This is a genomic window from Streptomyces sp. YS-3 (assembly GCF_045257485.1).
Taxonomy (GTDB): Bacteria; Actinomycetota; Actinomycetes; order Streptomycetales; family Streptomycetaceae; genus Streptomyces.
Genome location: NZ_JBJHPC010000182.1, coordinates 1 through 12,100 on the forward strand (window position 1 = coordinate 1; position 12,100 = coordinate 12,100).

General features: G+C 73.0%; 12 protein-coding genes. 3 read left to right on the forward strand and 9 right to left on the reverse strand.

Going from position 1 to position 12,100, the window contains the following annotated elements; translation table 11 throughout:
• A partial coding sequence (locus tag ACJA3G_RS16960) for a hypothetical protein (protein ID WP_406553829.1) occupies positions 1–304 on the forward strand: 304 nt, incomplete at its 5' end.
• Here ACJA3G_RS16960 and ACJA3G_RS16965 read toward each other — a convergent pair.
• The 4 genes from ACJA3G_RS16965 to ACJA3G_RS16980 form a co-directional block, all read right to left on the reverse strand.
• Positions 279–3,104, reverse strand: a complete 2,826-nt coding sequence (locus tag ACJA3G_RS16965) for an SNF2-related protein (protein WP_406553830.1) — start codon at positions 3,102–3,104, stop codon at positions 279–281. The two genes, ACJA3G_RS16960 and ACJA3G_RS16965, sit on opposite strands and share 26 nt — an antisense overlap.
• A gap of 101 nt (positions 3,105–3,205) precedes the next feature.
• Positions 3,206–4,771, reverse strand: a complete 1,566-nt coding sequence (locus ACJA3G_RS16970) for a carboxylesterase/lipase family protein (RefSeq protein ID WP_406553831.1) — start codon at positions 4,769–4,771, stop codon at positions 3,206–3,208.
• Between the two features lie 7 nt (positions 4,772–4,778).
• A complete protein-coding gene (locus tag ACJA3G_RS16975) occupies positions 4,779–5,828 on the reverse strand; it encodes an alpha/beta fold hydrolase (protein ID WP_406553832.1) in 1,050 nt (349 codons plus the stop codon).
• Positions 5,829–5,912: 84 nt separating this feature from the next.
• Positions 5,913–7,205, reverse strand: coding sequence for an esterase/lipase family protein (locus ACJA3G_RS16980; RefSeq protein ID WP_406553833.1), 1,293 nt, complete (start codon positions 7,203–7,205; stop codon positions 5,913–5,915).
• A 299-nt stretch (positions 7,206–7,504) separates the two neighbouring features.
• On the opposite strand from ACJA3G_RS16980, the gene ACJA3G_RS16985 reads away from it, so the two are divergent.
• The gene (locus ACJA3G_RS16985; protein WP_406553834.1) at positions 7,505–7,924 is read left to right on the forward strand and encodes a hypothetical protein; all 420 of its coding nucleotides are present in this window, start codon (positions 7,505–7,507) and stop codon (positions 7,922–7,924) included.
• A 46-nt stretch (positions 7,925–7,970) separates the two neighbouring features.
• Here the strand turns inward: ACJA3G_RS16985 and ACJA3G_RS16990 are convergent, their stop codons facing one another.
• Positions 7,971–8,912, reverse strand: a complete 942-nt coding sequence (locus ACJA3G_RS16990) for an acyltransferase domain-containing protein (RefSeq protein ID WP_406553835.1) — start codon at positions 8,910–8,912, stop codon at positions 7,971–7,973.
• A 120-nt stretch (positions 8,913–9,032) separates the two neighbouring features.
• Between ACJA3G_RS16990 and ACJA3G_RS16995 the strand changes: the two genes are divergently transcribed.
• The gene (locus tag ACJA3G_RS16995) at positions 9,033–9,293 is read left to right on the forward strand and encodes a DUF6343 family protein (RefSeq protein WP_406553836.1); all 261 of its coding nucleotides are present in this window, start codon (positions 9,033–9,035) and stop codon (positions 9,291–9,293) included.
• Here ACJA3G_RS16995 and ACJA3G_RS17000 read toward each other — a convergent pair.
• The 4 genes from ACJA3G_RS17000 to ACJA3G_RS17015 form a co-directional block, all read right to left on the reverse strand.
• Positions 9,290–9,661, reverse strand: coding sequence for a tetratricopeptide repeat protein (locus ACJA3G_RS17000; protein WP_406553837.1), 372 nt, complete (start codon positions 9,659–9,661; stop codon positions 9,290–9,292). The two genes, ACJA3G_RS16995 and ACJA3G_RS17000, sit on opposite strands and share 4 nt — an antisense overlap.
• 92 nt (positions 9,662–9,753) lie before the next feature.
• Positions 9,754–10,140, reverse strand: a complete 387-nt coding sequence (locus tag ACJA3G_RS17005; RefSeq protein WP_406553838.1) for a DUF3592 domain-containing protein — start codon at positions 10,138–10,140, stop codon at positions 9,754–9,756.
• Between the two features lie 63 nt (positions 10,141–10,203).
• Positions 10,204–10,806 carry a dephospho-CoA kinase gene (coaE, locus tag ACJA3G_RS17010; RefSeq protein ID WP_406553839.1) on the reverse strand — a complete coding sequence of 201 codons (603 nt, stop codon included), beginning with the start codon at positions 10,804–10,806 and terminating at the stop codon, positions 10,204–10,206.
• A 90-nt stretch (positions 10,807–10,896) separates the two neighbouring features.
• A complete protein-coding gene (locus ACJA3G_RS17015) occupies positions 10,897–11,778 on the reverse strand; it encodes a PAC2 family protein (protein ID WP_406553840.1) in 882 nt (293 codons plus the stop codon).
• Between the last annotated feature and the right edge of the window lie 322 nt (positions 11,779–12,100).

Sequence of the window (12,100 nt, forward strand, 5' to 3'; positions counted from 1 at the left end):
GGCCACCGACCGCGCCTACCGCATCGGCCAGACCCAGCCGGTACAGGTCCACCGTCTGATCGCCGAGGGCACCGTGGAGGACCGCATCGCCGAGATGCTCGCCGCGAAACGGGCGCTGGCGGACGCGGGCGCGGGCGTCGCGGGCCGGGCCGTCGCGGGTACGGCTGTCATCGGCCGGGCTGTCGCGGGCCGGGCCGTCCCGCGTACGGCTGTCGTCGGCCGGGCCGTCGTGGGTGCGGCCGTCGCGGGCGCGGCCTGGCCGGGGCGCGGGTATCCGTTCATGCGCTTCTCCGCAGCGAGATGAGGTCCGCCAGCTCGCGGTCGGTGAGCTCGGTCAGGGCGCTCTCGCCCGAGCCCAGGACCGCGTCCGCCAGCGCCCGTTTCGCGGCGAGCATCTCGGCGATGCGGTCCTCCACGGTGCCCTCGGCGATCAGACGGTGGACCTGTACCGGCTGGGTCTGGCCGATGCGGTAGGCGCGGTCGGTGGCCTGCTCCTCCACGGCCGGGTTCCACCAGCGGTCGTAGTGGACGACATGGCCCGCGCGGGTGAGGTTGAGGCCGGTGCCGGCCGCCTTCAGGGAAAGGATGAAGACGGGGACCTCGCCGGACTGGAACGCGTCCACCAGCCGGTCCCGCTCCGCCACCGGTGTTCCGCCGTGCAGCAGTTGGGAGGGGACTCCGCGCGAGGTGAGGTGCGCGGAGAGCAGCCGGGCCATCGACACGTACTGGGTGAAGACCAGGACCGAGCCGTCCTCGGCCAGGATCGTGTCGAGCAGCTCGTCGAGGAGGGTGAGCTTGCCGGACCGGGCGTGCAGCCGGGGCGCGGTCTCCTTCAGATACTGCGCCGGGTGGTTGCAGATCTGCTTCAGGGCCGTCAGCAGCTTCATGATCAGGGCGCGGCGGGCGATGCCCTCGGCGGCCTCGACCCCGGCCATCGCCTCCCGGACGACCGCCTCGTAGAGCGAGGCCTGTTCGCGGGTGAGCGGGACCGGGTGGTCGGTCTCCGTCTTGGGCGGCAGCTCGGGCACGATGCCCGGGTCGGACTTCTTCCTGCGCAGGAGGAAGGGCCGGACCAGCCGGGCCAGCCGCTCGGCCGCCTGCGCGTCCTCGCCGTTCTCCACCGCGCGCGCGTGGCGGGCGCGGAACGACTTGAGCGGGCCCAGCAGCCCGGGCGTCGTCCAGTCGAGCAGCGCCCACAGCTCGGAGAGATTGTTCTCGACCGGCGTGCCGGTGAGGGCGACCCGCGCGGGCGCCGGGATGGTGCGCAGCGCCTTCGCCGTCGCCGAGAACGGGTTCTTCACGTGCTGCGCCTCGTCCGCGACGACCATTCCCCAGGTGTGCGCGGCCAGTTGGGGAGCACTGCCGCGCATCGTGCCGTACGTGGTGAGGACGAAGCCGCCGTCCGTCTCCGCGAGGCTGCGGTCGCTGCCGTGGAAGCGCCGCACGGGGACGCCGGGGGCGAACCGGGCGATCTCCCGCTGCCAGTTGCCGAGCAGCGAAGCCGGGCAGATCACCAGGGTCGGTTCGGGACGCGCGCGCCGCAGATGGAGCGCGATCACGGTGATCGTCTTGCCCAGGCCCATGTCGTCCGCGAGACAGCCGCCGAGACCGAGCGAGGTCATCAGGTCCAGCCAGGCGAGGCCGCGCAGCTGGTAGTCGCGGAGCGTGGCGTCCAGGCCCGGGGGCTGGACGGTTGCCCGCGGGCCCTCGGTGAGGCGGTCGCGCAGGGCGGCCAGCGCGCCGGTCGGCACCGCCTCCACGGTCTCGCCGTCGACCTCGGCGGTGCCGGTGAGTGCCACGGACAGCGCGTCCACCGGGTCGAGCAGCCCCAGGTCGCGCTTGCGCGCCTTGCGTACGAGTTCGGGGTCGGCCACCACCCATTGGCCGCGCAACCGCACGATCGGCCGGTGGGCCTCGGCCAGCGTGTCCATCTCGGACTGGCTGAGCGGTTCGCCGCCGAGCGCCAGCTCCCAGTTGAAAGCGAGCAGCTCCCCGGCGTCGAAGAACGCGGTGCCGTCGGTCGCCGAACCCGGCGCGGGCCGGACGACGGCGGTGGCGCTCAGGGTGCGGGCCAGCTCGCGCGGCCAGTGCACGGCGACGCCCGCCGCGTCCAGCCGGGTCGCGGCGGAACCGAGCAGGTCGTAGAGCTCGCTCTCGGTGAGTGCCAGCACATCCGGCACCGGCCGCTCCAGCAGCAGCCCCAGGGGTGGCCAGACCCGCGCGGCCCGGCGCAGCGCGAGCAGGGCGTCGATCCGCGCGCGCGGTCCGAACGCGTCGGGCCGCTCCCCCTCCCACAGCTCCGCCGCGTCGACGACCAGGGTGGGGTCGGCGAGGCTGTGGACCTGGACGACCGCGGAGCCCGCGCGCCGCGCGTCCTCCGCGTCGCCGCTGTCGAACATTCCGTAGCCCGACAGGTCCAGGCGCAGGGAGACCCGCACGCCCGCGTCCATGCCCGCCGCCGCCTCGGCCGCCCACACGCGCGCGCCGGGCAGGTGCTGGGGCGCGGACGCCGCGAACGCCGGACCCACGGCGTGGGCTGCGGCCGGGGTGCGCGGCAGGCCGTCCGCCACCGCGTCCAGGAACGCGCGCACCAGCGCCTCGGGGTCGGGCAGCCGCAGCGGGCCCCGGCCCGGCACGGGCACTCCGTACGCCTCGTACGGCATGGCGGCGGCGATGGCCCGGAGCTGGGCGATGTCGTCGGCGTCCAGCGGGCCCGCCCGCCAGGCGTCGTGGTCGGTCCCGGTCAGGCCGGGCAGCAGCCGGCCGCGCGCGACCAGGTGCAGGGCGTGCAGCGCGGCGGCGCCCCAGCAGGCGGTCGCGGGGTGCGCGCCGGGGTGGTGGCGGGCCCGGACGAGCAGGGGCAGGGCCTCGGTGACGGGCAGCAGTCGGGCCATGACGGCACGCCGTGCGGCGCCGGAGCCTTGGCGCCGCACCACGGTCAGCTCGGTGACCTCGCCCGCCCCGCCGTCCCCACCGGGCAGCGGGCCGCCCGCCGGGTCCCAGAAGGCGACCCTGCCCTCGCGGGGCAGCCCCGCGGGCAGGAACACCGCCGCCGCGGACACACCGGGCCACGCCGTCGGCGGCGTCCGCTCGGGTCGCGTCATGTCAGGTCACCTCCCCTCGTGCGCAGAGCCATGGATCGGCGCGCGATCCGCGACTGCTCTACGACCTTACGGGCGGGGTCTGACAATCGGGCACCGCGTCCTCAGCGCACCCCCTCCCACAAGGCACGTTCCGCCGGACGCGGGTCCCGGACCGGCTCGGCCGGGGTGCGGGGCGAGGCGCCGAAGACCATCGTCGTACGGGTCGAGCGGTCGTAGGCGTCCCAGCCCGGGTCGCCGGTCGCCGCGAAGGCCGCCCACGCGCCGTGCATCGCGTCCGCGAGGTCCTGCGGCGGCCGGTCGCCGAGCATCGGGGCGTACACGGGGTCGCGCAGGTTGTCGAAGACGAAGCCGAGCTCCGCCCCGTGGCAGGCGCCGAGGTCACCGCCGTACCGCGGCGAGCGCCACGCGAACTCGTACACCCGCGTACCGGGGACGGACTCGGCGACGCGGACTGCCGGTATCCGGTAGAACCAGTCGGTCGCCACCGCGTCGAAGAGCTCGCCGGGGGCCGCGCCGGGGTGGCTGCCGGCGTAGACGGGGAGCGCCTTGTCGGGGTCGAGTCCGTACTCCTCGGTCGTGCCGCGCAGCTTCCGCTCGCTCAGCAGGCGCAGCCGCTCGGTGGGGACCAGGAAGAGCCGGTACTCCTCGCGGTTGCTGCCGACGAGGAGGTCCACCCCGCAGCCGGAGGACGGCAGCGGCAGCGCGTCCAGGACCGGTTCGAAGGGCATCATGTTGAGCACCGCCTCGCCCCACAGCGCCGGGTCCGGACGGGCGCCCATCGCTGCCCGCAGCCCGGCCTGGGCGGGCAGCAGCTCCGCGAAGGGGACGCGGGCGAACGCCTCGGTCAGCGCCGTCCCGGTCGCCTCGATACCCAGCTCGGCGGCGAGGCGCGCGGTGATCAGGTCCGCCGTGGCGGGCCGCAGGAAGTGGTGGGCGGCGCCGCTCTGCAGGATGGCCCGGCGGAACAGTCCACGCGCGCGTGGGAGCGCGAGCAGGACGCCGATGCTCATCGCGCCCGCCGACTCGCCGAACACGGTCACGCGGTCCGGGTCGCCGCCGAAGCCCTCGATGTTGTCGCGTACCCACTCCAGGGCGGCGATCTGGTCGAGCAGCCCCCGGTTGTCCGGCCGGCCCGGCAACTGGAGGAAACCGTCCGTGCCGAGGCGGTAGTTGACGTTGACGCAGACGACGCCGTCGCGCGCGAAGGCGGTGCCGTCGTACGCGGGGCCCACGCCGGATCCGTTGGAGAACGCGCCGCCGTGCAGCCAGACCATCACCGGCAGCCCGCCGCCGGGGCCGGGGTGCGGGGTCCAGACGCTGAGGTTGAGGCAGTCCTCGCCCTGGCCGCCGTCGGCGTCCGGGATCAGGACGTCCATGGGCGGGGCGTACGGGGCCCTGGGCGCCGAAGGGCCGTGCTCGAAGGCATCCCGTACGCCCTCCCAGGAAGCTGCCGGAGCCGGTTCGCGAAACCGCAGCGGGCCGAAGGGCGGGGCCGCGTACGGCAGCCCCAGGAAGGCCGTCACCGTCTCGCTCACGGCCCGGCCGCGCACCGCGCCCTGCCGGGTCACGCACACGCGCGTGGCGGACGGTTCTACCCGCTCGGCCGGTTGTTCCCGCTCGGCCGGTTCTACCGGCTTGATCGGTTCCATCTGCTCGGTCGGTTCCATCTGCGCCTCAGACTCCTTCGGCCAGCGTCTCCAGCAGGGCGGCGCCGAACTCCTCGGGGCGTTCGACGTGCACCGCGTGCCCCGCGCCGGGCACCGTGACCTCTCGTACCGCGCCGCCCACGCGCGCGTAAAGGGCGAGAACGTGCCGCGTCTGGGCGACCATCGGCTGCGCCGGGGTGCCGTCCCAGCCGGGTACCGCGCCGATGGCGCCCAGATGGGCCAGGTCGAAGAGCGAGGTGTCGGAGACGATCACGTCGTCCTCGCCGCGCACCCAGGTCACCGGCGGCTTCGCGGGGAGCCCGGCGAGAGCGGTGTGCAGGTCGTCGAGGCGGAAGTGGGTCGGGGCGAGGCAGTTGAGCACCCCGCGCGTGCCCGGGGCGGTGCCGGGCCAGGCCTCGCTGGGCCTGCTGTCACCGGGGTAGTGGTCGTCACCGAGCCGGGTGCTGAGCATCGACTCCACGTAGTCGTCCTCCCGGTCCGGTCGCAACGGCGGCCTGACGTAGCAGCGCGCGAGCACGCTGCGGGGCGAGAGCGGGGACTCCTCGCCCCGGTCGCGCTCGGCCAGCAGCCGTACGAACTCGGGGTTGGCGGTGCCGCCACCCGAACCGGCGCCGTCCGGAGCGTTGAGACGGCCCTCCACGCCTCTGGTGCCCCCGAACCCGTACGGGGACACCGGGTTGACGAGCGTCATGGACCGCACCATGGCAGGACGGTCCCGCATATGTTGCAGCACCACACCACCCCCCATGGACCAGCCGACGAAGTGTGCGCGCTCCATATGCAACGCCTCAAGGAGTGCCACCAAGTCATCGGCGTAGTCGCGCAGGCCCCGGGTCGCGTCCACCGGGAGCGGATCGGTGCCGCCGAAGCCGCGCAGATCGACGGCGACCGGCCGGTAGCGCTGGGGCAGGGCGAGCATGGCGTCCTGCCAGAAGACGGACGAGGAAACGTTTCCGTGCACGAAGACGACCGGCTCGCCCGTGTCCCTGGAGGCGTCCTCAAGGATGTGCTGGGTGAGCCGGGCGGTCGGTACCCGGCGTGCGGTGAGCGTGGGCATACGGGCCGTCCTTCGGCTTCGGGAACGCGACTTGCGGAACGCGACCGCTGGAGCGCGGCTTCGGGGCGGGACGGAGCGGCGGACTCAGCCCAGCCAGGTCGCGACCTGGGCCTGAGAGGTGCTGTTCCAGCCGAGTTCGAGGTGGTTGGCGCCGGTCACGGTGGTCTTGCCGCCGACGGTGGCGACACCGGTCGTGTCGAGCGCGCTGGAGACGAAGACGACCCCGTCGCTCGGGCCCCGGTTCTCGTTGAAGATGCCCACGACGTCCGGGGAGCCGCCCGCCAGCAGGTACGTGGTGACGGAGGCGGGAACACCGGCCCGCTGCAGCGGGGCGACCAGCGAACCCGCGTCGATGGCCGGCTGGATGCCGTCACCGGCCGTGTAGAAGCCCTGGCCTCCGTAGTACGTCGTGTACCAGTCCTGCGCCGACTGGTCGACGCCGTACACGCCGTCCCAGCGTGCCAGCATCTGCCGCTGCCCGGGGTAGTCGTCGTAGCCGCCGGAGGGCGTCATGGAGAACTCGGGGTGCGCCGTGTAGGTCCCGTAGCAGGTCATCCGGGAGTGCGGGGAAGGCGCGTTGATCTTGCCGCCGCACTCCGGCCAGATCGAGAAGTCATGGGCCCAGCCGTGGGCGTACGGGTAGTCGAAGCCGCCGTTGGGGCCGCCGAGCGTGATCAGCTTCCGTACGTCACCGGCGTAGGCACGCCCCCAGGAAGGCTTGAGGGACGAGACGTACGCGCGCGTGGCGAGTTCCCCCTTGCTCCAGCCGACCAGGTCCACCCGGCCGGCCCCCAGCTTGGCCTTGATGACGGCGACGGCGTCACCGACGGTCTGGGCCTGCATCAGGTTGTCGCCCTGCTTGTGGGCGAAGCCGATGGCGAAGACGCGGTGACCGCGGGCGGCGAGGTACTGCATCATCCCGGTCGAGGGGCACGACAGGGCGCCGCAGCCGTAGCCGCCGGACTCGCCGGGATTGGCCCAGGCACGGTCCGCGGAGTCGTTGGCGCCGTGCACCAGGAGGACCGGGGTGGCCTTGGAGCCGGTGTTCCAGCCGGGCGCCGAGTAGAGCAGGAAGCGGTCGGAGGTGGGGCGGGCGACGCCTCCGAAGTACGTGACGCGGACGCCGTCCTGGTTGCCCCGCCCGTCCGGCGGATAGCCCTCGGCGGCGGCCGGCTGGAAGCCCGGGGTGGTGTCGCGGTAGCGCTCGACCTTCTCCCAGCCGTTGGTGACCGTGCCGGAGCCGTAGGAGGCTTCCAGGGTGAGGTACGGGGGCGGGGCGGCGGCGGGGCTCCCTGGAGCCGTCCTGTCGGCGACGGCGGCGCTTCCGGCGGTGGCGGTGCCTCCGGCCGTCAGGAGCGCGCCGAGTGCCGCTGTCACGGCCAGTGCCGCTCTCCATCCCCCACGGTGTCTGCTGCGCACGTCCGGGCCCCCCTTGTCTAGGCTGATCTGGCTACGCCCCTGACGCTAGGCAGCGGGTGCACGGGTACGGGATGTGCGCGCACCACATAAGCGGGCCAGTGGATATGGGGGGCGCTCTGGTGCGAGTCGTCGGCTGAGGCTCGCGGGTGCGGGTCGCCCGGCCGGCCGCGCACGGGATGCCCGGAGGCCGTCGAACGGGCAGGGTGACGGTACTGACCGCCGTACCACCGCCGTACACGTACAGACGAGGACCGCCCATGTCCGTGCCTGTGTCCCAGCTCGCGCCGCGCCCCTCTGAGCCGTCCCCGTCCGTGGCCCGGCGCTCCACCTGGCGGCGCTCGGCGTCTGCCGGGCGGCTCGGCCTCGCCGCCGGGGCGGCGGCGCTCCTCACGCTCGCCACCACGGGCTGCTCCAGCCTGAACCGGACGGCGGTCGGCACCTTCTCGTACGCGACCTCGGCGGAGCGGGTTGTCAAGATCGGCAGTCCGCCGGTCAACGGCTGTCACCATATGGCGCCCGCAGGTGCCACGACTGTCCACAACAACACCCTGGCGGATGTCCGGCTGTACCGGACGCTTGACTGCCGCGGCAAGGAGGCGACGTACCTCCCGAGCCGCCTCGGGGACAACATCGCGCCCAGGACGCCGCCCTGGCGCAGTTACGCCTTCGTGCACTGACGCCGCGGAGGCCGTCGCCGGACGGCCCGCCCGTCCGGCTCCCGGGTCACAGCTCGAACCACCCGTGTCCGCCGTACCAGTGCCCGCCCGCGAGCAGATGGCCCGCGACCGCGCGCTCCACGGCGGTCCGCTGGAGCAGTGCCTCCACCGGCAGGTCCGGATCCCCGAAGACGAAGAAGACCGGAGTTCCGTCGTCCGGTTCCGTCTCCCGGTACGGAATGCGGAAGCGGCGCTGAAAGCGGACGATGTTCGACTCCTCGGGCAGGTACTTCTCCAACTGCGTGTCCAGCAGCCATGAATGGCAGACGGCGACGCGGTAGGTCTCCTCGGGGTAGTGGAGCGCGAAGAAGTCCTTGGCCAGCGCGAGCGAGGTGTCGCACGCCTGCGGGGTGAGCGGGCCCCGGCAGTCCGGGATGTGGATGCTGAGGCAGGCATCGCCGGGCCCCAGCGGCAGCCCGGCGGCCCGCACCGCCTCTCCGGTGCGCTCGCCGAGCCTGGCGCGCTGGAACTGCAGCCGCCCCAGTTGGTAGAGCTCTCCGCGAAAGTGGTGCCGGAGCCAGTGCGGCACCGCCAGCCCGGCGGTCCCGTGGCGCCGACGGTGCAGGGCGAGGCTGCGTCCGAGGTCGGCGAGGGTGCGGCGGGCGATGTCCGCGGGCACGGCCCGTTCATCGTGGTACGCACGCGTATGCGGCAGTGCGGCGAGCAGGGTGAGGACGGGGAAGAGGCGCCGAACCACCGCCTCCGATTCCCCTCGCCATCCGGCCGGCGCCTCCGGAACCGGCGGCGGGTCCGGCTGGTGTCCCACGCTTCCGATCTCCCGGACGAGCGCGCGCACGGACTCCGCCAGCAGCCCGCGCGCCTCCGGATCGTCCACCACCCTCCGCGCGATCCCCACCAGTTCGTTGATGTCCTCGTGCGGTACGGCGAGGTCGAGCAGCATCTCCGGCAGCTCGTCCCCCACCGGCAACAGAGCGTCCTCGTCCACCATGCGCGTCACCCTATGCGGCAGACGGGTGAGGAATGAGGGGATCGCGGCACAAGCCGCCCCGCATCGGACAGCTCGAACCAGCCACCGAGTGGGTAAAATTTCCCTGGAGAGGCGATGGTCATGCGCACTGGGAGTGAGCCGTCGACCGCACGCAGTCCACTGAGGATGCGGTTCTGGCTGAGCGTGTGGGGCCTGATCTGGGCCCTGGCCGGCACAGCGGGCTTCGCCCTGGAGGGCCGCCCCGGCTGGACGGCCGCGTGCGCCGCCCTCGCCCTGCTGGTCACGGTCGACCTGGCGATGATCATCCACCACATCCACCAGGGCCCTCACTACCAGCCGGGCCCGGACATCCCCCCGTACGAGCCGCCGCGAAGGCGTTAGCCCTCGTCCGTCTCGAACCGGGCCGCCTCCACGTACTCCGGCTTCGGGTCCAGCGCCGCGGCGAGACGGAAGTGACGGACGGCCTGGTCGGGGCGGGCCGTGCGTTCATAGGTGCGGGCCAGGGCGAAGTGGGCGAAGGCGTTGTCCGGCTCGCGCTCCAGGACCAACTGGAACTCCAGCTCCGCCGCGCGCAGTTGCGCCGAGGCGAAGAACGCGCGGGCGCGCAGGAGACGGGCCGCGGTGTTCTCCGGATGGGCGGCGACGACCGAGTCGAGGAGCTTCACCGCGCCGCGAGGATCCCGGGCGGCGAGCAGCTGCTCCGCCGCGCGGAAGTCGATGACGTGCGTTTCCGGGGTGCTCTCGGCCACGGTCGAGTCCTTTCCCTCGCTGCGCGTTGACAACGCACTGCCCAGTTCCCGTATTCCGTATTCATTCCCTCCGGCACGGAGTGCGGGGCCGCTCACAGCGCGGCGAATGCCAGGATGAGGCCCGTCGCCAGTACGGCACCTCCTGCCGCTACGAACGTACGGTCCAGGCCGGCTCGTTCCCGGCCCAGGAGAATGACCTGGCGCGGGTCGGCCGGGTCGTAGGCGAGGTGGACGCGTCCACCCGGGGTCAGTGGCTCGCGGCGGGACGGCGGTACGGGGGACGGCAGCTCCAGGACGCGGCCGTCGGCCGTCTCGTACTGAAGGAGGGGGCGCCCGGACCCGGGCGGAGCGGGCTTGACCAGCGCCCAGACGGCGTCGCCCGCCGCCGCGACACGCCGGGTCTCGCGCAGCCCGTACGCCCCGGCCAGCAGTGCCACCAGCCCGCCGAAGACCGTGAAACCCGCCAGTACGAAGAGCACACCGGGATCGTAATCCCGGGCCGTGCGGCGGTGCGGTGATTTGAGACTTCCCGCCGACTGGCCCTAGCGCGCGCCCGCACGCTCCAGGAGCTCGGCCCACACCTTCGCGACCTGCGGCTCCAGCGCCTCCAGCGGACCGTCGTTGTCGATGACCAGGTCCGCCACGGCGAGGCGCTGCTCGCGGGTGGCCTGGGCCGCCATCCGGGCCTCGGCCTCGGCCCTGGCCATGCCGCGCAGCCGGGTCAGCCGGTCGAGCTGGGTGGCGGGGGCGGCGTCGACGACGACCACGAGGTCGTACAGGGGCGCCAAGCCGTTCTCGGTCAGCAGCGGGACGTCGTGGATCACCACCGAGTCCGGGCCGGCGGCTGCCTCCAGCTCCGCCGAGCGCGCCCCCACCAGCGGGTGGACGATGCCGTTCAGGACCGCGAGCTTCGCGGGGTCGGCGAAGACGATCGTGCCCAGGGCGGGGCGGTCCAGTGTGCCGTCCGCGGCGAGGATGCCGTGGCCGAACGCCTCGACCACCGCCGCCAGGCCCGCGGTTCCGGGCTCGACGACCTCCCGGGCGATCTTGTCGGCGTCGATCAGCACCGCCCCGTACGAGACGAGCATGCGCGACACTTCGCTCTTGCCGGCGCCGATTCCGCCGGTCAGGCCCACCTTCAGCATGAGCGGCAGCCTAGGGGATGCCGCGGGTGCCATCGGTGGACGGGTCCGCGAACCCGTCCACCGAATGCGACAGCCGTGGCCCGGCCGCCGTCAGAGGTCTCCCTCGCGCTCCGCGAGGAACCGCTCGAACTCCCGGCCCAGTTCGTCCGCCGACGGCAGGTCCGCCGGCTCGGCCACCAGGTTGCCCCGGGTCTCGGCGCCCGCGACCGCGTCGTACTGGTGCTCAAGTCCCTGCACCAGCGTGACGAGTTCCTCGTCGCCCTCGCCGATCTGGCGCTCGATCTCCGTCTGGGTGCGCTGTGCCTCGGTGCGCAGACCGTGGGCGATGCTCGGCAGCACCAGGCCGGTGGCCGCCGTGATCGCCTCCAGGGCGGTCAGCGCGGCGTCCGGGTAGGCCGACCGCGCCACGTAGTGCGGGACGTGTGTGGCCACGCCCAGGACGTCGTGTCCGGCCTCCATCAGGCGGTACTCGATCAACGATTCGGCGCTGCCGGGCACTTGCGCCTCGTCGAAGGGCGAGCGGTGACCGGGCATCAGGTCCGTGCGGTTGCCGTGTGGCGTGATACCGACGGGGCGGGTGTGCGGGACGCCCATCGGGATGCCGTGGAAGTTGACCGAAAGCCGTACGCCGAGGCGCTCCACGATCTGCCGCACGGCAACCGCGAACCGCTCCCACTCCACATCCGGTTCGGGGCCCGACATCAGCAGGAACGGCGCGCCCGTGGCGTCCTGCACCAGGCGCACCTCGATCGCGGGGGTCTCGAAGTCGGCCCAGCGGTCCCGCTTGAACGTCAACAGCGGTCGGCGGGCGCGGTAGTCGACGAGTCTGTCGTGGTCGAAGCGTGCCACCACCTGGTGGGGCAGGCCGTCCAGCAGCTTCCCGACGATCTGCTCGCCGGTCTCACCCGCATCGATGTATCCGTCGAAGTGGTACAGCATGACCAGGCCGGCCGACTCCTGCGCGAGCGCCATGTCGACGACTGCGAGGCCCTTCGGCTCCCATTCGTACAAACCCTGCGGATCAAGCACGATTACCGCTCCTCCTCGTGTTCGTAGGGAAGAACGCCCCACGCGACAGCGGCATTCCCGCGCGCGTCCGTTTCACATGCTGTTCTCACTGCGGCCGGTATGGGGCTCCGGGCGCGATTTCCGGCCGCTGGTCCGGACCTTGACATGCTCACGCGCCGTCCCTACCGTCACCAGACGATCCGCTGTTCAAGAACGCGTACATCGTTCAGGTAAGAGAACTTCCCGTGTACGAGAACGGTTACCCCACCTCGCCCCGGAGGCCCCC

Excerpts from the sequence above, each read along its gene's own strand:
- ACJA3G_RS17015 (WP_406553840.1), bottom strand. The coding sequence starts at position 11,778 with ATGGCGCTCGCGCAGGAGTCGGCCGGCCTGGTCATGCTGTACCACTTC.
- coaE (WP_406553839.1), bottom strand. The coding sequence starts at position 10,806 with ATGCTGAAGGTGGGCCTGACCGGCGGAATCGGCGCCGGCAAGAGCGAA.
- ACJA3G_RS16970 (WP_406553831.1), bottom strand. The coding sequence starts at position 4,771 with ATGGAACCGACCGAGCAGATGGAACCGATCAAGCCGGTAGAACCGGCC.
- ACJA3G_RS16985 (WP_406553834.1), top strand. The coding sequence starts at position 7,505 with ATGTCCGTGCCTGTGTCCCAGCTCGCGCCGCGCCCCTCTGAGCCGTCC.
- ACJA3G_RS16975 (WP_406553832.1), bottom strand. The coding sequence starts at position 5,828 with ATGCCCACGCTCACCGCACGCCGGGTACCGACCGCCCGGCTCACCCAG.
- ACJA3G_RS16995 (WP_406553836.1), top strand. The coding sequence starts at position 9,033 with ATGCGCACTGGGAGTGAGCCGTCGACCGCACGCAGTCCACTGAGGATG.
- ACJA3G_RS16990 (WP_406553835.1), bottom strand. The coding sequence starts at position 8,912 with ATGGTGGACGAGGACGCTCTGTTGCCGGTGGGGGACGAGCTGCCGGAG.
- ACJA3G_RS16965 (WP_406553830.1), bottom strand. The coding sequence starts at position 3,104 with ATGACGCGACCCGAGCGGACGCCGCCGACGGCGTGGCCCGGTGTGTCC.